Annotated in this window: 11 protein-coding genes; 5 read left to right on the forward strand and 6 right to left on the reverse strand. The window is 73.1% G+C overall.

The window, feature by feature from the left end; genetic code table 11:
- Positions 1–56: 56 nt before the first annotated feature.
- Positions 57–518, reverse strand: coding sequence for a response regulator (locus K8556_RS32400; protein ID WP_223743978.1), 462 nt, complete (start codon positions 516–518; stop codon positions 57–59).
- Between the two features lie 414 nt (positions 519–932).
- Between K8556_RS32400 and K8556_RS32405 the strand changes: the two genes are divergently transcribed.
- Positions 933–2,447 carry a Do family serine endopeptidase gene (locus tag K8556_RS32405; RefSeq protein WP_223743979.1) on the forward strand — a complete coding sequence of 505 codons (1,515 nt, stop codon included), beginning with the start codon at positions 933–935 and terminating at the stop codon, positions 2,445–2,447.
- A 56-nt stretch (positions 2,448–2,503) separates the two neighbouring features.
- Here the strand turns inward: K8556_RS32405 and K8556_RS32410 are convergent, their stop codons facing one another.
- Complete coding sequence (locus tag K8556_RS32410) at positions 2,504–3,262, reverse strand: immunity 52 family protein (RefSeq protein WP_370640000.1); 759 nt, start codon at positions 3,260–3,262, stop codon at positions 2,504–2,506.
- Between the two features lie 12 nt (positions 3,263–3,274).
- Positions 3,275–4,840, reverse strand: a complete 1,566-nt coding sequence (locus K8556_RS39580) for a Tox-REase-5 domain-containing protein (protein ID WP_223743981.1) — start codon at positions 4,838–4,840, stop codon at positions 3,275–3,277.
- Between the two features lie 365 nt (positions 4,841–5,205).
- On the opposite strand from K8556_RS39580, the gene K8556_RS32420 reads away from it, so the two are divergent.
- On the forward strand, positions 5,206–9,123 hold the full coding sequence (locus K8556_RS32420; protein ID WP_223743982.1) for a serine/threonine-protein kinase: 3,918 nt from the start codon (positions 5,206–5,208) through the stop codon (positions 9,121–9,123).
- Positions 9,124–9,138: 15 nt separating this feature from the next.
- On the opposite strand, the gene K8556_RS32425 is transcribed toward K8556_RS32420, so the two are convergent.
- On the reverse strand, positions 9,139–10,953 hold the full coding sequence (locus tag K8556_RS32425; protein ID WP_223743983.1) for an OPT/YSL family transporter: 1,815 nt from the start codon (positions 10,951–10,953) through the stop codon (positions 9,139–9,141).
- Complete coding sequence (locus tag K8556_RS32430) at positions 10,950–13,214, reverse strand: PAS domain S-box protein (RefSeq protein ID WP_223744040.1); 2,265 nt, start codon at positions 13,212–13,214, stop codon at positions 10,950–10,952. Before K8556_RS32430 ends, K8556_RS32425 begins: the two co-directional genes overlap by 4 nt.
- Positions 13,215–13,476: 262 nt before the next feature.
- Between K8556_RS32430 and K8556_RS32435 the strand changes: the two genes are divergently transcribed.
- The 3 genes from K8556_RS32435 (at position 13,477) to K8556_RS32445 (ending at position 17,395) form a co-directional block, all read left to right on the forward strand.
- Entirely contained in the window at positions 13,477–14,865 is a 1,389-nt protein-coding gene (locus K8556_RS32435) for a serine/threonine-protein kinase (RefSeq protein ID WP_223743984.1), read from the forward strand.
- 352 nt (positions 14,866–15,217) lie between these two features.
- Positions 15,218–16,093, forward strand: coding sequence for a hypothetical protein (locus K8556_RS32440; RefSeq protein WP_223743985.1), 876 nt, complete (start codon positions 15,218–15,220; stop codon positions 16,091–16,093).
- A 318-nt stretch (positions 16,094–16,411) separates the two neighbouring features.
- Complete coding sequence (locus K8556_RS32445; RefSeq protein ID WP_223743986.1) at positions 16,412–17,395, forward strand: sensor histidine kinase; 984 nt, start codon at positions 16,412–16,414, stop codon at positions 17,393–17,395.
- On the opposite strand, the gene K8556_RS32450 is transcribed toward K8556_RS32445, so the two are convergent.
- Entirely contained in the window at positions 17,396–18,106 is a 711-nt protein-coding gene (locus K8556_RS32450; protein ID WP_223743987.1) for a TetR/AcrR family transcriptional regulator, read from the reverse strand.
- Between the last annotated feature and the right edge of the window lie 6 nt (positions 18,107–18,112).

Genomic DNA, 18,112 nt, shown 5'->3' on the forward strand with positions numbered 1-18,112 from the left:
CTTCCTTGCGGCAGGCGTTGCCGCGCCACCTTAGCGCGCCATCACCCGGGGCGGCGTCACTCGCGCGTCACCGCGAGGGCCACCTCCACCGCGCCGCGCAGCTCGTCCATGTCGAACGGCTTGTTGAGCACACAGGCGGCCCCCAGGCGCAGGGCCTCGCGGTGCAACTGCACGTCTCCAAAGGCGGTGATGAGGATGACCGGCGTGGTCCACTGCTCACGCCGCAGCCGGGCGAGCACCTCCAGGCCCGTGAAGCCCGGCATGCGCACGTCCGTGATGATGAGGTCGGGCGCGCGCGACTCCTCCGCCGTCAGCCCTTCCACGAGGACGCGCACCAGCTCCGGCCCGTCCGACGCCTCCACCACTTCATAGCCGCGCCGCACCAGCATCTTGCGGATGAGCGTGCGCATCTCCGTCTGGTCATCCGCGACCAGGATGCGCGGGGGCCTCGCGAGCTCCGATGAAGGGTCTTCCCAGGCCGCGCCGCGCGCGACTCCTTCTGACTGCTCGTGCACCATGGGCGTGAACTCCTGGAGGGGTTGGACGGGGACCTGTCACTCCATGAGCATCCGCCGTGCCATGTCTGGAGAAAGCCGCCGGGGTGGGGCGTGGGGCATGCCGCCCCTGGGCGAAATGCCCCGGCTGGGGCACTTTGCCCCGCGCGCCGGGGCCTCCCGGGGCATGGCTCCCCTCTGAAGCGGGGTTTGGAGGGGTTGGCCCACGGACTGCATTGAGGTCCGGGCGTCGGACCGGATGCGGGGCTTCCTCCAAGAGCTCCCTTCAGGCAGCTGGGCCATCGGTGGCTCCCGGTGTCGCTGGTGGAACGGGACCGCTGCCTCCTTCCCAGGGTGCCCACCGCATCCGGTTCGACTCTTTCTTTCCCATCCCGTCCGGAAGGCCCGCTTCCGGCCGCCACCCAAGGAGAACGCACGATGGTCCGCACGCTTCCGTCCCGCCGCCACCTTGCCCGCGCGCTCGCGCTGATGCCCCTGGTCGCCCTGGGGGCCTGCAAGCCGGCCGCGGACGTGGCTCCCCCCGCGCGCCCCACGCTGTCGTTGAAGACGGCCACCACGCCCTCGGGGGCGAAGGTGGAGCCGGCGGTCTATTCGCCCACGCCGGGTTCGCCCGGCGCGCTCATGTCGCTGGCGCCGCTGGTGGACACGGTGAAGGGGGCGGTGGTGAACGTGGAGGTGCAGGCCCGCGCCCGGCCCGCGATGGGCGGGATGATCCAGGGCCTGCCCCCGGGCCTCGCCGAGCGCTTCGGCATGCCGGGAGGACAGAACCCCTTCGGCGGGGGCGGCGCTCCCGCGAAGCAGGGGCTGGGGTCGGGCTTCGTCATCGACCCGTCCGGCCTGGTGCTCACGAACAACCACGTGGTGGAGGGCGCGGACACCGTCCGGGTGAAGCTGGAGGACGGGCGCGCGTTCGAGGCGGAGGTGCTGGGCCGCGACTCGCTCACGGACGTGGCGCTGCTCCAGTTGAAGGGCGTGTCCGGGAACCTGCCGTTCGTGAAGCTGGGGGACTCGGACGGCCTGCGCGTGGGCGACCCGGTGATGGCCATTGGCAATCCGTTCGGGCTCGCGTCGAGCGTGAGCGCGGGCATCCTGTCCGCCCGGGCGCGCGACATCCACGCGGGTCCGTATGACGACTTCCTCCAGACGGACGCGGCCATCAACCCGGGCAACTCCGGCGGCCCGCTCTTCAACATGAAGGGCGAGGTGGTGGGCATGAACACGGCCATCATCGGCGGCGCGACGGGCATCGGCTTCGCGGTGCCGGCGAACCTCATCCAGGCGCTGCTGCCGCAGCTCCAGGAGACGGGCGTGGTGCGCCGGGGCTGGGTGGGCCTGGCGGTGCAGGACCTCACGCCGGAGCTGGCGCGCGCGCTGCGCGTGGACACGGCGAAGGGCGCGGTGGTGGCCGGCGTCAGCGAGGGCGGCCCTGGCGCGAAGGCGGGCCTGCGCGAGGAGGACATCATCACCTCGGTGGGCGAGCGCGCGGTGGACTCCGCCGGAGCGCTGACGCGCGCGGTGGCCCTGCTCAAGCCGGGCAGCGAGGTGAAGGTGAGCCTGGTGCGCGGCGGCAAGGCGATGGAGGTGCCGGTGAAGCTGGGCACCCGGCCGACGCAGCGGGGGGAGGAGGAGGTGACTCCCCGGGACTCGACGCCCGCGCCCCTGTCGAAGCGGCTGGGCCTGCGGCTGTCGGAGGCGCAGGACGGCAGCGGCGGCGCGCAGGTGGTGGCGGTGGAGTCCGGCAGCCCCGCGGAGCGCGCGGGCCTGGCGCCCGGGATGGTGCTGACGCAGGTGGGGGACCAGAAGGTGTCCGGCGTCGCGGAGGCGGCGCAGGCGCTGACGTCCGCGGAGCCGGGGTCCGCGCTGCTGTTGCGCGCGCGGGTGCTGGGACAGGACGGGTCGCTCCTGCGCGCGCTTGAAGTGCCGCAGCGGTAGGACCGGGGTTGAGGCTGGCGCGCTCCACCGGCCGGGGGGAGCGCGCTGTCTTGCTTTCAGCGGGGCTGGATGAGCCCGGCCCGGGCGAGCAGCTCGCGCACGCGCCGGGCCAGCGCCAGGTGCTCCGGGTTGGCCACGGTGAAGCGCTCCGGGGTCAGGATGATGAGCGTGCCCTGGTCCTCCACGGGTTCGATGCGCACGGGCGCGGGCAGTGGGGGCACGGTGCCGCGCTGCTTGGAGAAGTAGGTCACCCAGCCGACCCAGGGGCCTGCCCGGGTGTCCTCGGGTTCCAGCGCCCGGTGCGAATCAGAGCCGGCCACGGCCCAGTCCGGCTCCATGGCCACCGCCATGCTGCGCACCGCATGCGTGAGCACGGGAGCGGAGATCACGCGCTCGGCGTTCGGACTTCGCCCGAGCGTGGGCAGGCTCAGCACGCAGCAGTTGGGGACGACTTCGGAGTAACACCCACAGAGGATCTTCAGGGCCGATCGATCGTAGTCCCCTCCGCCATTACCAAAGGTGACACTGAAGCCCAGTTGCTCGATGACCGGCTTCCCCTTCTCGCGGTTGACGCCTCGCCGAAACATCTCGGTGAGCGTCGGCATGTCTGACGGCAACAGGGGGAACTTGCGCTCGTCCTTGAGCGACCGCGTGGGCTTGTACCAGTGCGCAAGGAACGGGTCACACGGAGCCAACAGCTCCAGGAGCTTCGCGATTCGCCGCCCGCAGTCTTCAGGAACCTCCCTGCGCGCACCCCAATAGGCCCCTGCGTAGTACGTCTCGATACGAGTCCAGGGCCTGTCCGTAGCGGTCACAGCATTCCCTCCTTATCGCGCCTGAGTGTGCACGATCCGGATCCCTTGGATACCTTCGCGTTCGAAGAGCATCTCGATTGCGTTCACGGCCTTCTCCTCGGCGACGTGCCACTCGATGCGAACCTCCAGTCCTCGAATGGCTTCGAGCTGCCGTCTCGCCTGCCTGGCGAGTGCCTCCGCTCCCGTGCGTTTAAACCACCGCTTCGGCGCCAGGATGTCGGAAAACTTGTTCGCGTAGCCGGGGCCCTTGGCCTCCCGTAGCACTCCGTCCCGGAAGCCGTCGAACTTCACGTCTCCGACCCAGTACGCCTCGTCCGCCGAGTGCCCGGAGATCTGCTCCTGGTAGCGCCGGGCCCGGTCGGACATCGACTCCTTCACGGGCCCCCAGTGCCCTGGCTCGTCCGGAGCCGCCGCCACGTTCGCCTTCTGGAGGACGATGGCCGCCCCGGGCCCTCCGCTCAGCACCGCCGCCGCGCGTCCCACGGGCACCGCGACGCGCTCGACACGGAGCATCCCCTCCGCGGACACCGCGAGCACGGGCACCGTGGCCTCCACTCCCGCCGCTGCTCGCGTCAACGTGCGCGTCGTCGCGGAGGCCGTCCCCCACAGCATGACGACGTTCGTGGTCAGCCGCGCGGCTTCGCGGATCTGCTCGCCCTCCGTCATGTAGCGGAAGCGCTCCCAGTACGCGGGCGAGGACGCGATGAGCGCCGCCACGCCTTCCGGCAGATGGCGCAGGCTCGCGAGGCTGTCCGTGGGATGGGACAGGAGCTGCCCCAGGCCGTGGTACAGCTCCACGAACGCGTCCTCCGCCCCATCCAATGAGCGGCCGAGGACATCCGCGTCGTCGTACACCTCCGCGAGCGGCCTCCAGTCAGAGGCTCGCAGCCGCGCATCGACGTGACGGAAGACACCGCCCTTGCCGCTGTAGAAGCGCCCCAGCTCGAAGTTGCCCGCGCGGAAGGTCCCGTCCCTCCACTGCACGGCCCCCACCCTCTGCTGCGTGCGCCCATCGAGCGCCCAGGCCAGGTAGCCGTCCGGCCGCAGCACCGCCACCTGCTCCCGGACGAACCGCTCCACCCGGCGCGCCAGCTCCTCGCGCGACACCGCGCCGCCCTCCAGCACCTCGCGCAGCACGAAGCCCGCCGCCATGCGAGGCGGATACGTCCCCAGCGTCACCGGACTCTCCATCAGCCGGTTCAGCACCTCCGCCGCGTCCTCGGGCGTGAAGGGATTGCGCGGGGCCGGCGGCGCCTCCAGCCCTGCGCGCACCAGGAGCTTCTCGAACGCGTCCACCTCCAGCAGGCCCAGCTCCACCGCCTGCCGCGTTCGCTCCTGCGCGCTCCCGAGCAGCACCGTCCCCAGAGGCAGCCGCACCGGCGCCGCATCCCCCACCGTGCCGCCCGCGCCCTCGGAGGCCGCGCCCCCATGCAGCGGTGCCGGCGAGGCGCTGTGATAGCGCGCGTAGCCGTGCAGCCCCACCGGCAACGCACCGGCACGCCCTCCCGCGCAGCCCACCAGCCCCGCGAGGAGCAGCAAGCCCAGCCACGCGCGCCCTGGCGACTGAATCCCTCTCATGCCTGTTCCTCCTGGTGAACAGGGCTAGCAGGGAGTCCTGACATCCTCGCGCGTCGCGGTGCGCAATGACGCAGCCGGTGCGCGGCCGACCCGCTGACTCTCCGGCCGCCCTGGATGTCCGGTGTCGCGTGGTTCACAGGGCGCGACGCCTGGAAGCCCTCCGGGCCTGCGAGGACTTCTGACGAGTGCTTCACGCGTCCGTCGAATGACGGGCCTTGGGGGTTCGGCAATCACGGCGGCGGTGGCATAGAGTGGCGACCGTGCCGCGCTGCCTCACATGCGGGCGGCGTTGGGAGGGCTCTCATGCGCCGTGCCCGCCCGGCGTCTCGCCTCCCGTCGCTCCGCCATCCGATGCCTCGCTCGTCGTGCCCGACGTCCCGGGCTACCGCTGCGAGAAGGTCATCGCGCGCGGTGGCTTCGGCGTGCTGCTGGCCGCGCACAAGCGCTCCGCCGACGGCGCCGAGGGTGAACGCATCGCGCTGAAGCTGGCGCGCCCCGGCATCACGCTCGCGGAGGCGCAGCTCGCCCGGGAGGCGGAGGCCCTGCGCGTCATCGGGCCGCCCACCGTGCCCGCGCTCCATGCCGTGGGCACGCTGCCCGGCGGCCAGCGCTTCGTCGACATGGAGTACGTGCCGCTGCCCACGCTGGCGGACTGGATGGCCCGGGTGTCCGGCCCCATGTCGCCGCAGGAGTTCGGGCCTCGCGCCAGCGCGCTCCTGGAGGCGGTGGCCGTCGTGCACGCGCACGGCCTGGTGCACTGCGACCTCAAGCCCGAGCACGTCTTCCTGGACGACGCCCACAAGCGCGCCCGCGTCTTCGACTTCGGCCTGGTGCAGCGCCCGGCCCCCGGCGCGCTCGCGGACGACGGCACGCCCGGCGACACGTCCTCCTTCGCCGGCACCGCCGAATACATGGCCCCCGAGCAGTGCGCGGGCCACGCCGTCCTGGACGCGCGCACGGACGTGTACGCGCTGGGCGTCATCCTCTACGAGCTCATCGCCGGCCGGCCTCCCTTCTTCGGCTCGCTCACGGAGGTGCTCCAGGCGCACCTGTCGCTGCGGCCCCCGCCTCCGTCGGAGTACGCCCCGGTGGCGCCGCCCGTGGAGGAGGTCGTGCTGCGCTGCCTGGCCAAGGAGCCCGCGCGCCGCCCCCGCGACGCCGCCGCCGTGGCCCAGGCCCTGCGCGCCGCGCTGGACCACGCGGGCCAGTCCGCCGTGCAGCCCGCGCCCCGGCTCACCCTGCTGCCCGAGGTCCGCCCCGCCCAGACGCGCCGCTCGGTGGCGGTGCTGTTCACCGTCTCGCGCGCCAACCCCGTGGCGATGCAGAAGGCCCTGGCCGCCTACGGAGGCCACATGGCCTTCGCGGAGGGCGAGCGCTTCGCGGGCGTCTTCGACCCCGACGTGGGAGAGAACCCCGTGCGCCGCGCCCTGCGCGCCGCCGAAGGCCTGGCCGAGCGGGGGCTCGCCCCGGTGTCGCTCGTGGACGTGGCCTCCGTCACCGTGCAGCGCCGCCGCGACGGCGCCCCCCGCTACCTGGGCGCCATCTTCGCGCGCGAGGACCGCTACCCCCACCTCGCGGAGCCGCGCGGGCCCCTGCTGTCCCACGCCGCCGCGGAGGCCGTGCCGGAGGTGCCGTGCCTGCCGGTGCCGGGCCGGTCCGGGCTGATGCGCCCCGCGCCCTCGGGCGGCGCGCCCCGGCCGGACGTCACCGTGCTGCAGTTGGGCAGCGCGATGCTGGTGGGCCGCGACATGGAGCTGGAGCAGCTCCTGGAGAGCGCCCGGTCCGCGGTGTCGGACACGGCGCCCACCATCGTCACCGTGCGCGGCGACCGGGGCCACGGCAAGAGCCACCTGGCCTCCACGCTGGGCCTGCGCCTGAGGGCCACGCTGCCACACGCGCGCGTCCACACCCTGCGCTCGCGCGAGCCCGTGCAGGGCGACCCGGAGGGCACGCTGCGCACGCTCCTGCGCGTGGCGCTGCACGGCTTCGACCGCGACGACACCGACACGCAGGAGGACGGCCGCACCGCCATCCTGGACAGGCTGGGCACCCGGCTGGGCATGGAGCTGTGGCCGGGCGTGGCCGCGACGCTCGGGTGGTACGCGCCGGGCGGGCCGGAGCTGCATAGCTGGGCCGCGGCCCCGGGCGCGCTGCGCTCGCTGGCCATGCGCGCCACGGGCGAGCTGCTGGCGGCGCACGCCCGCGAGCGGCCCCTGTGCCTCATCGTGGACGACGCGCACTTCGCGGAGGAGACCGCGCTGGACGCGCTGGAGTACGCGGCGCTCGCGGAGACGCGCGTCCCCCTGTGGATCTGCGTGCTGGTGCGCCCGGGCTTCGAGCAGAGCCGCCCCGCGTGGGGCGCCCGCGCCGCCCGCCAACTGGACCTGCCCCTGTCCGGCCTGGCCCCGGGCGACGCGCATGCCCTGTGCCGCGCGCTGCTCAAGCCGGTGGAGAACGTGCCCGCGCAGGCGGTGGAGCGCATCATCGATCGCGCGCAGCGCGTGCCCCTGTTCCTGGTGGAGCTGGTGCGCGGCCTCAAGCGCCAGGGGCTGGTGCGGCAGCGCGCGCCGGGCGGCAACTGGTACCTCGTCACGGACGAGCTGGACCGGCTGCCGGAGCTGCGGCTGGTGGAGTGGCTGGCGGACCGCGAGCTGGGCGCGCTGCCCCCGGCGCTCGCCGCGCACGCCCGGCTGTGCGCGCTCCTGGGCGGGACCTTCACCGGTACGGCGGCGGACGGCGTGGTGCGCGAGCTGGAGCGCGACGGGGCCGCGGCCCAGTTCCCGCTGGACATGGGGCACGCGACGCGGCGGCTCCTGGACCTGGGGCTCCTGGTGGAGCACCGCTCGGAGGGGCTGAGCTTCCGCAACGAGCTGGTGCGCGAGGCCGTGGTCGCGGGCCTGCCCGCGGAGGAGAAGGCGCGCATCCACCACGCCGCGTACCGCCACTACCTGAGCCCGGCGGGCGCGCAGGAGCGCCAGCGGCTGGCCCGGCTCGCGCTGCACGCCGCGGCGGCGGGCCTGCGCGACGAGGCGGCGGCGCTGACCATCGACATCGCGGAGTCCGCGCGCGGCCGTCACGCGTACCTGGACGCGGAGGCCATGTACACGCGCGCCCTGGAGCTCATCGAGCCCGAGGACGAGCTGCGCAGGCTCACCGCGCTGCGGGGCCGGGGCCTGATGCGCTACCGCATCGGCCGGTACGAGGACTCGCTCACGGACTTCGCCATCGCGCGGGAGCGCGCGCGCAGCGTGGGGGACGCGCGCGCCGTGGTGGAGCTGCTGCTCGACGAGGCGGTGGCGCTCGACTGGGTGAACGACTACGCGCGCAGCGAGGCGCGGGTCCAGGAGGCGCAGCAACTGACGGAGACGGTGACGTCGCCCTACGTGCAGGCGCGGCTGCTCCTGGCGCTGGGCCGCACGCAGTTCCGCAAGGGCGAGTGGATGGACTCGCTCATGACCCTGGAGGCCGCGGCGGAGCGGGCGCGGAAGCTGGGCGACGCGGGCTATGAGACGCTGGTGGTGGCGCTGCTCCTGCTGGTGGCCATCCTCCCGAGCCTGGGCGACATCGACGCCGCGGAGCGGGTGCTGGACGAGCTCATCTGCGCGTGCACGGAGCGCGGCGACCGCTTCCACCTGGGCTCGGCCATCAACAACCGCCGCAACCTGAGGGTGGCGCGGCGCGACCTGGCCAACGCGCTGAAGGACCAGGAGCGCTTCATGCAACTGGGGCGCGAGCTGGGCGTGGTGGGCTGGGAGTACTTCGCGGAGTACAACCTGGGCGAGCTGTACTACCAGGCGGGCGACGTGGAGGCGGCGGCGCCGCACATCGCGCGGGCCATCGTGCTGGAGCGCCGGCACCCGGAGGTCGCGCACCGCCCCTGGGCGCTGCTGCTCCAGGCGCGGGCCATGGCGTGGACGGACCGGCACGACCGGGCGCGCGACCTGCTGGAGCAGGTGCGGCAGGCGATGGCGACCAACCGCCACGGCGTGAACCTGAGCCCGTCGGAGGAGGTGCTCTTCTCCATGGTGGAGCTGGCCTCCAAGGACGCGACCGTGGAGGAGTGGCACGCCCTGCGCGAGCGCTCCGCCCAGGCCTCCGTGGAGCAGGAGCCGCTGGAGGTCCTGGAGATGATGGGGCTCGCGGCCTGGCGCCGGGGCGACTTCGCGGAGGCGATGCTCGCGCTCGGGGAGGCCCTGGCGCGCGCGGCGCACATGCCGAACCTGATGGAGGACCGCATCCGCCGCTCGCTGGAGCGGGTGCGGGACCTCACGCCCGCGGCGTAACGGCGCCGCCTGTCTTTACGCCGACCGCGAGAGCACCGTCGTCGCCGCGACGAGGAGCCCCATCAGCGATTCCCCCACCAGCGCTCCGGCGCCCAGCGAGGAGACGTGCGCGTCCGTCGACTTCGGCCACTTCCGCGCGAGCATCACCATCCCCGCGCCCAGGCACAGCGTCACCGCGAAGTAGGCGGGGGTGATGAAGCCGATGCCCATCGCCACCGGCGACGGCAACCACCGCGCAGCCCGGCTCCTCGCGGCCAGCGTCGACAGCGCCCCCAACGTGAAGCCCACCAGCGCGGCCCAGCCCGCGTAGGGCGGCAGGCCCGCCAGGCCTCGCACGGACACCTCCGCCACCGCCCGGAACTGCGCCGCCGCGGGCACCGGCAACACCGCCGTCCCCAGCCCGTACGTGTCCACCAGCAGCAGATAGGCAGGCACCGCCACCAGCGCGCCCACCGCCACGCCCACCAACTGCGCGGCGAGCTGCCGGGAGGCCGACGCCCCCAAGAGGTGCCCCGCCTTCAACGACCACAAGCTCACGCCCGTCTGCGCCGCCGCGCCCGCCACCACCGACCCCGCCGCCACGTTGGACGACAACTCCCCGGGCCGCACCCCGCCAAAGATGACCTGCGTGAGGTTCCCCACCTGGCCCACGGGCGACACGTCCGTCTGCCCCGCGCCTCGCGCGCACACCGCGCACAGCGGCACCAACAGCGCGAGCACCAGCAGCATCGACGGGACTCCCAGCCCGAAGAGCAGCCCGCCCAGCACCACCGCCAGCACGCACGCCGCCGCCGCCACGCCCAGGCTCCACCGGGGCAGCCCGCCCCGGCTCACGCCCACCGAGCGCAGGTCCTTCACCGCGCCCAGGAAGTCCCTCGCCTGCGCCGCCAGCGACATCACCGCCCCGCCCACCATCAACCCCACGCCGGGCCATATCAGCCACGAGGACAGCAGCTCGTACCCCGCGCCCGCCACCAGGCCCGTGTCCAGGAGCCGCGTCGCGAGCACGCCCCACGCCAGCCCCGAGCCCAGCAGCATGCTCAACGCCAGCCGCGGGCCCGTCATCATCCCCACCGCCAGCAGCATGGGGCTCATGCCCACGCCCCACGTCAGCGACTCCAGCGAGACGCCGCCCACGCGGCCCGGCAGCGCCACCATCCCCGGCAGCCAGCCGCGCGCATCGCGCATCCAGGTGAGCGCCATCGCCACCACCCCGGCGCCCACCAGCGTCCGGCCCCTTCCCGTCCGCGAGCCTTGCGCTTCGGACGGCGTGGCCGCGTGCAGCGTGGAGATGAGCTCCGCGGTGGCGATGCCCGTGGGGAACGGCAGGGCCTCCTGCTCCAGCAGGCGCCGCCGCAACAAGCCCGCCAGCAGCACGCCCACCACGCCCAGGACCAGCCCCCAGACCGCGATGCCCCAGCCCGGCACACCCGTGCCCAGCAGGGCCAGCGCCGGGATCGCGGCCAGCAGCCCCGCCGACGCGGGCATCGCGCCCACCGCCGCCGCGGCCGTCTGCGTGAGGTTGTTCTCCAGCGGCGTGTAGGGCACGCCCCGCCTGCGCCCATAAGGCGCCAGGGCACTGAACCCCAGCACCGTCGCGGCGATGGAGCCCGAGTCCCACATGCCCGTCTTCAACCCCATGTAGAGGTTGGTGACGGCCAGCACCACGCCGATGAGCAGGCCCATCCCCAGCGACCGGGCCGTCCACTCCCGGCCCTCTGGCGCCGGCGCGCCCGCGAGCCCCATCCCCGCCGCCGCCTCGGCCGCGGGGGCCTCCGGCCCCGCCGCGACCTCCGGAGGAGCGGCGGGGTGCCCGGAGGAGGCGCTCATCGAGCCGCCTCCGCCGAGCGGCCGACCAGCTCGCGCAACTGCGCCAGGTCCAGCGGCTTGCTCAGCTTGAGGTTGGGCACGTCCCGCAGGAACGACGTCGTGCGCGGGGTGAAGGCGCCCCCCGTCATGAACACCATGCGCCCCGCCTGCTCCGGCACCGAGCGCCCCAGCTCGAAGTACAGGTCCATGCCCGTCATCCCCGGCATCATCACGTCGCAGAGGATGAGGTCGAAGCGGCCGCCCTCGTTCACCAGCCGCAGCGCCGCCTGCGCGCTGTTCGCGGTGGACACCTCGTGCTCGGAGGCCAGCGAGCGCTGCAGCGCCACCGTCACGTTGGGCTCGTCATCCACCACCAGGATGCGCGCCCGCGCCCCCGCCGGCGCCGTCGTGGACAGCCGCGGGTAGAGGTCCGGCTCGTGCGCCGCCGAGCGCAGCACCACGCGGAAGGTGCTGCCCCGCCCCGGCGTGCTCTCCGCGTGGATGGCGCCGCCCATGGACTCCACGATGCCGTGGCAGATGGACAGCCCCAGCCCCGTGCCCACGCCCACCGCCTTGGTGGTGAAGAACGGGTCGAAGATGCGCCCCAGCACCTCCGGCGTCATGCCCACGCCGGTGTCGCGCACCTCCACCACCACCTTGCCCGGCTCGCCCGGGCGGATGATGGCGCGAATCTCGTGCTCGGTGACGGAGGACGGGTCCTCCGGGATGGCCTGCGCCGCGTTGAGCAGCAGGTTCAGGAACACCTGGCACAGCCGCGCCTCGCTGGCCTCCACCGCGGGGACGGGCTCGAACTCCGTCACCAGCCGCGCGCGGTGGCGGATGACGTTGTCCGCCATCTTGCACGCCAGCTCCACCGACCGGCGCACGTCCACCGGCATGGGGCGCGACTCCTGCTCGCCGCGCGCGAAGACCTTCAGGTCCCGCACGATGGTCGCGATGCGCTCCGCGCCCTCCGTCGTCTCGCGCACCAACTGCTGGATGGAGGCCACCGGCTCCGACGGGGCGCCTTGCGCCTCCAGCTTGTCCAGCCCCTCGCGGATGAGGTGCAGGTTCACCAGCATGTACGCCAGCGGGTTGTTGATTTCGTGCGCCACGCCCGCGCCCAGCGTGCCCACGCTGGCCAGCCGGTCCGCCACCACCAGGCGCGCCTGGAGCTGCCGGCGCTCGCTCAGGTCGCGGTGCACCATGATGTTCGCGATGATGCGCCCCTCCGCGTCGCGCAGCGGCACCACCACGGACTCGCAGACGCACGCCATGCCGTCCGCGCGCTTGAACTCCAGCTCCCCGCTCCAGCGCCCGTGCACCTCCAGCGCGGTGAGGATGGCGCCCGTCAGCCGGTCCGGCTCCCCCGGGTGCAGCACGCTGAAGAGCGTCTGGCCCATGGCCTCCTTGCGGCTTCTGCCGAACATGCGCTCCGCGCTGGTGTTCCAGTCGATGACGCCGCCCGCCAGGTCCGTGATGACGACGCCGTCGGAGATGCTCTCGAAGATGAGCGCCTGGCGGTGCAGCTCCTGCTCCGCCTGCTTGCGCGCGGTGATGTCCATCACCGTGCCCGTCACCCGCGCGGGCTGCCCCGCGGCGTCCAGCAGCACGTCGCCCTTGCACGAAATCCAGCGGTAGCCGCTGCCCGCGGGCTCGATGCGGTACTCCACGTCCACCTGCGAGCGCTGCGCCAGCGCCGTGGCCAGGTTCGCGCGCAGGCGGGGCAGGTCCGCCGGGTGGACCACCTCATCCAGGTCCATGGCGCGGCCGGACAGCTTGCCCACGGCCAGGCCCAGCAGCCGGTCCACGTGCTCGCTCCAGGTCACCTGCCCCGTCTTCGCGTTCCAGTCCCAGATGCCCACGCGCGCGGCGGACAGCGCCTGCCGGAGCTGCTCCTCGCGCTGCTCCAGCACCTCGCGCCGGGAGAAGCGGAACACCGTCACCGTGCCCACCTGGAGCCGGTCGCCCTCCTGCAGCTCCGCGGTGGACACCGGCAGGCCGTTGAGGAACGTGCCGTTGGTGGACTCCAGGTCCGTGACGAGGCACGAGCCATCCGGCTTGCGCAGGATGCGCGCGTGCTTGCGCGACACCCCGTGATCGTCGATGCGCACCTCCGCTTCCGACCCGCGCCCGATGACGTGCTCGCCCGGCTCCAACCGGTACGCCTTGCCAATGGCCGCCGGCGTCGTGGTGCTGATGAGGATGAGGCACGCCCCGGTCGAGGACGGGGCCGTCACCGACTGGCCCGCGCAGGTCGTGAGCTCGTCCACCAACGTCATCATGTATGCAAGCCCCCTGACGTCCCCCTGCGCTCGGGCTGGCCGTGTCCTCGCCGCCTGTCGTGCATGACGCCGCGCTCCGTGTGGGCCCGAGGTCCTGGGCCGGACCGCAACCATACCCCAACGGCTTCCAATGAACGTCCCCTGCACCCGGAGGACAATGAGCCTGACTCCTGGTGAACGGCCAGGCAGGCAGGCAGGGCCCCCCACCCGGCACGGGCACTCGCGACCCACCCCGTGGATGGTAGGGTGCGGGGCATTCATGGCGGTGGATTCCGAGAGCACCTTCCGCATCCAGGCGCGCGCGAACGCGAGCGCCCCGGACAAGGGGCACGACACACCCACCCGTGCCGAGCGCGGGCCGGGCACCCTGGCGGGTGAGTACGTCCTCAAGTCCATGCTGGCGGCCGGCGGCCACGGCAGCGTCTACGAGGCGGAGCACCGCATCCTGGGGCGGCACGCCGCGGTGAAGGTGCTGCACTCGCACCTGGCGGACCAGGGGGAGATGCTGCAGCGCTTCGTGCGCGAGGCGCGCGTCGTCAATCAGATCCACCACCCGAACATCGTGGACGTCTACGACTTCGGGCTGATGCCGGACGGCAGCCCCTACTACGTGATGGAGCTGCTCTCCGGGCGCACGCTGAGCCAGGTGGTGCAGGAGCGCGGGCGGCTGTCCGCGTCCCGCGCGCTGGCGTACCTGGAGCCCGTCTGTGGCGCGCTGGAGGCGGCGCACCGCGCGGGCGTCGTGCACCGGGACCTGAAGTCCAGCAACATCCTCGTGGTGGAGGAGGGGGAGAAGCCCCGGCTGAAGCTGCTGGACTTCGGCATCGCGAAGCTCATCCAGCAGGAGCCCGGCCAGGAGGGGCTCACCACCGCCGGCCAGCGCCTGGGCACCGCGCACGCGATGGCGCCCGAGCAGTTCCGCGGCGGGAGCATCGGGCCGCCCACGGACGTGTACGCGCTGGGCGTGCTCCTGTACCAGTTGCTCACCGGCCGCTACCCCTTCCAGTCCGATGATCGCCTGGAGCTGGAGCGCATGCACCTGGAGGCCCCGCCGCCGCGCCCCAGCGTGAAGGCCCCGGTGTCCCCCGCCGTGGACGCGGTGGTGCTCCGCTGCCTGGACAAGGACGCCACCCGCCGCTACCCCAGCGTGAACGCCTTCCTCACCGCCCTGCGCGAGGCCACGGAGGAGCCCAACCAGGTGGAGAGCCAGACGCGGCTCGTGCTCGCCGTGAACGCGGAGGTGGTGCTCCCCGCCTCGGACCTGGACGACGACACCACCTACGCCGCGCTCGCCACCGTCATGGACACGCTGGAGCAGGGCCTGCGCGCGGAGAGCTTCACCCTGGCGCTCCAGACGGGCACCGCGCTCCTGGGCGTGCGCCCCCTGACCGCCGGCGGCAGTCCCGCCCAGGCCCTCCAACCCCTGAGAGACCTGCAAGCCGAAGCCCAGCGCCTGGCCGAGGCCGTCCACGCCCGCGTCCACCTCTGCCTCCACCAGGGTGAGGCGGAGACACGCGGCGACTCCGGCGAGGCCGAGGTGGTAGGCGGCCCGGTCACGCATGTGGCAACCTGGAACGTAAGGGACCCCGGTGGCTTCGCCATCACGCGTCCCGCGTCCCAGCTCCTCGAGATTCCTCCTCCGCCGTAGGCCGTCCCCGCCGTCCCCGCCTCCTCCTCCCCCGCAGCACCGCGCCTCAGCCCTGTGGCTCCATTCCCTTCACCGGCACACGTCTGGCCCCGTGAGAATTGGACCCACACCATAATTTTTTGACGAAGACGTATTTATTTTAGATCCTGAATCCGTCACGATTCCCCTGTCTGACAGTTTCAGCACCTTTCTGGCTGAAAGCCTGGACTGCCTGACATTCTGGAAGTCGGACCTCCGACTTCCCTCGAGCGGGAGCCCCTACATGCGCCTCACCCCTGCTTTTCGGCCTGGAAGTGGATGCAGCGAGTGGTGGAACCGAGTTGCCTCACGCCAACCCCTGAAGGCGGCCTTGATGACGGGGGCGCTGTTCGCCCTGGTGGGTTGCGGCCGGGCGATGCCGGAGGACGCCATGATGGGGGCTGATCCCGCGTCGGTGGGCCAGGCGCAGCACGTGGACAACGGGCTGACCGTCAACGGGTTGACGGTCAACGGGCTCACCGTCAACGGGCTGACGGTCAACGGGCTCACCGTCAACGGGCTGTCCACGCAGGGCTTCAACGAGTGGTTCAACCAGAACGCGGACACGGCGCCGATGGTGATGGCGTACATCGTGAAGTGCTCGGTGCCCGAGGGGCAGACGCGCACCTTCCAGTCCACGACCACCGGGGTGAAGTACACGTGGCCGGGCGCCCTGGGCCTGGCGCCGGGCTGGGCGGCGGGCAAGGCCGCGACGGTGGCGGAGCAGCAGGCGGTGAGCGCGTGCCTGGCGGCGCACGCGAACAAGTACGGCCTGCACATCGCGCTGTCCGTGCTGGGCCGCACGGCCGATGGCGCGGCGATCCCCTACTCCGCCGAGGAGCTGTCCCAGTTCAGCGCGAAGGAGGCGTGCTTCTTCGGCAACCTCTTCACCAACGAGGGCCTGTTCGCGGCGCGCGACCGGGACTTCAGCGCGGCGGAGAGCACCACGCGCGCGTGCGGCCTGTCGCTGACGGCGGACGCCTGCGCGCCCATCACGAACATCGGGAGCTGCTCGCAGTTCTGCACCAAGGCCGACCCGAGCCAGCCCTACTACACGCACTGTACGTATAACGGGAAGACGTACCCGGCCATCACCACGCGCGTGCAGCCCACGGAGCTGTTCCGCTGCGGCGACGGCGTGTGCCAGTTCACCGAGCACGCGGGCCCCGGCGCCACGGCGGAGAGCTGCCGCGCGGACTGCGGCGCCTGAAGCGGAAGCACCTGTTGAACCCGTGGTGAAGCGCGCTGGACATGGACGGCCCCGGCATCACCTCGGGCCGCGTGTCCAGAAGCCGCCGGGCGTGCGGTGAGCTCCCCTCCCGCGCGCCCGACCCCCCAATGGAAAATGACAGCCGGGACGTGACGCCCACGCGGTGTCGGCCCGACGGCATCCTGGACCCGCGCACACCTTGCCGGGCACGGGGCGGCGGTGTTGGATGGCCGTCCACAGGCCGTGGCCCGGAAGCAGGGAACCTCCGCTACGAGGAGCGGTGACGGCCGCGGTTGGACGTGGGTGGAGCGGGCCGCGATGACGTTACGAGCGAAGGTGGGGCGGTTGGCGGCGATGACGCGGCGGCGGGGCACGCTCCGCCAGGCCTTCGAGCGCCTGGGCCCCGACTCCAGGACCCGGTGCGCCGTGGAGACGCCCTGCTCGGACAACCGGCTCCTGGAGGAGACGGTGCGCGAGCGCACCGCGGCGCTGGAGGCCGCCAACGCGAAGCTGTCCAGCAGCCTGGAGCAGTTGCACGCGACGCAGGCCCAGTTGCTCTTCGCGGACCGGCTCATCGCGCTGGGGCGCATCGCGGCGGGCGTGGGCCATGAAATCAACAACCCGCTGGCCTTCATCCTGAGCAACCTGGAGTACATCCACCAGGAGCTGCAGCAGAAGGAGCGCCTGTCGGAGCAGGACCGGCAGGAAATCCTGGAGGCGCTGGCGGAGACGCGCGACGGCGCGGAGCGCATCCGGCTCATCGTGCGGGACCTGCAGACGCTGTCGCGCGCGGAGGACGTGGGCAGCGGGCCCGCGGAGCTGGCCGCGGTGGTGCGCACGGCGGCGAAGATGGCCATGCACGAGCTGCGGCACCGCGCGCGGCTGGTGGTGGAGTGCGACGGCGTGCCGCCGGTGCAGGGCAACGGCTCGCGGCTGGGGCAGGTGTTCTTGAACCTGCTGCTCAACGCGGCGCAGTCCATCCCGCCGGGGAACGCGGAGGGCAACGAGGTGCGCGTGGTGGCGCGCCCCGGCGAGCCCGGCCACGTGCTGGTGGAGGTGCGCGACACCGGCTGCGGCATCGCGCCCGAGCACCGCGAGCGCATCTTCGACCCCTTCTTCACCACCAAGCCGCTGGGCGTGGGCACGGGGCTGGGGCTCGCGGTGTGCCATGGCATCGTCACGTCGCTGGGCGGCACGCTGACGATGGAGAGCGCGCCCGGCCGGGGCAGCGTCTTCCGGGTGACCCTGCCGGTGGCGGGCGCCTTCGTGCAGGCGCAGCGCTCGCAGGCCGACTGGACCTGATCAGCCCCCGCCGGGCGGCTTCACCCCGAGCGAGCGCTGGAGCATCCCTCCGAGCACCTCGCGGAAGCGCGCGTCCGACGCGGCGTCCACCGGATGCCCCAGCACGGGCAGCAGCACCTCGCGCGCGAGCAGGAACCACTGCGACGCGCACAGCGCTACGATGAGCGTCATGTCCACCGTGTCGCGCGAGGGCGGCGGCGTGCCCTGCGTCTGGGCCACGCGGCCTGCCTGGAACTCCAGCGCGTCCGCCAGCAGCCGCGGGCCCTGCGCGCGCACGAACGGCATGTGCTCGGCGCGGCCGGTGAGCAGCGCCCACGCCATCAGCCGGCTGTGCTGGCCCTCCTGCACCACGGTGAAGAAGCGCTCCAGCAGCGCCCCGGCGTCCGGCGGCGCCTCCGCCGCGAGCAGGTGCTCCCGGAAGGACGCGGCCAGCAGCTCGTTGCGGCGCAGGAGCACCTCGCGCACCAGGGCCTCGTAGGTGCCGAAGTAGTGCGTGACGAGCGCGTGGCTCACCCCCGCCGCCTTCGCCACCGCCTGCAGCCCCACCCGGTCCGGCCCCTGCTCCACGAGCAGCGGCTCGGCGGCCTGGAGGATGGCCTCGCGCGCCTCCTCCGGGGTGCGCCGCTTGCGGGGCGCGGCGGGCTTCGCGGGACGACGGGGAGCGGAGGTGCGCCGGGCCGGAGCCCGGCCCTGGGGACGCCTGGGTGCCATCCCGGC

Source organism: Corallococcus sp. AS-1-12, assembly GCF_020036995.1.
Taxonomy (GTDB): Bacteria; Myxococcota; Myxococcia; order Myxococcales; family Myxococcaceae; genus Corallococcus.

Excerpts from the sequence above, each read along its gene's own strand:
- K8556_RS32435 (WP_223743984.1), top strand. The coding sequence starts at position 13,477 with ATGGCGGTGGATTCCGAGAGCACCTTCCGCATCCAGGCGCGCGCGAAC.
- K8556_RS32425 (WP_223743983.1), bottom strand. The coding sequence starts at position 10,953 with ATGAGCGCCTCCTCCGGGCACCCCGCCGCTCCTCCGGAGGTCGCGGCG.
- K8556_RS32445 (WP_223743986.1), top strand. The coding sequence starts at position 16,412 with ATGACGTTACGAGCGAAGGTGGGGCGGTTGGCGGCGATGACGCGGCGG.
- K8556_RS32440 (WP_223743985.1), top strand. The coding sequence starts at position 15,218 with ATGACGGGGGCGCTGTTCGCCCTGGTGGGTTGCGGCCGGGCGATGCCG.
- K8556_RS32430 (WP_223744040.1), bottom strand. The coding sequence starts at position 13,214 with ATGACGTTGGTGGACGAGCTCACGACCTGCGCGGGCCAGTCGGTGACG.
- K8556_RS32405 (WP_223743979.1), top strand. The coding sequence starts at position 933 with ATGGTCCGCACGCTTCCGTCCCGCCGCCACCTTGCCCGCGCGCTCGCG.
- K8556_RS39580 (WP_223743981.1), bottom strand. The coding sequence starts at position 4,840 with ATGAGAGGGATTCAGTCGCCAGGGCGCGCGTGGCTGGGCTTGCTGCTC.
- K8556_RS32450 (WP_223743987.1), bottom strand. The coding sequence starts at position 18,106 with ATGGCACCCAGGCGTCCCCAGGGCCGGGCTCCGGCCCGGCGCACCTCC.
- K8556_RS32400 (WP_223743978.1), bottom strand. The coding sequence starts at position 518 with ATGGTGCACGAGCAGTCAGAAGGAGTCGCGCGCGGCGCGGCCTGGGAA.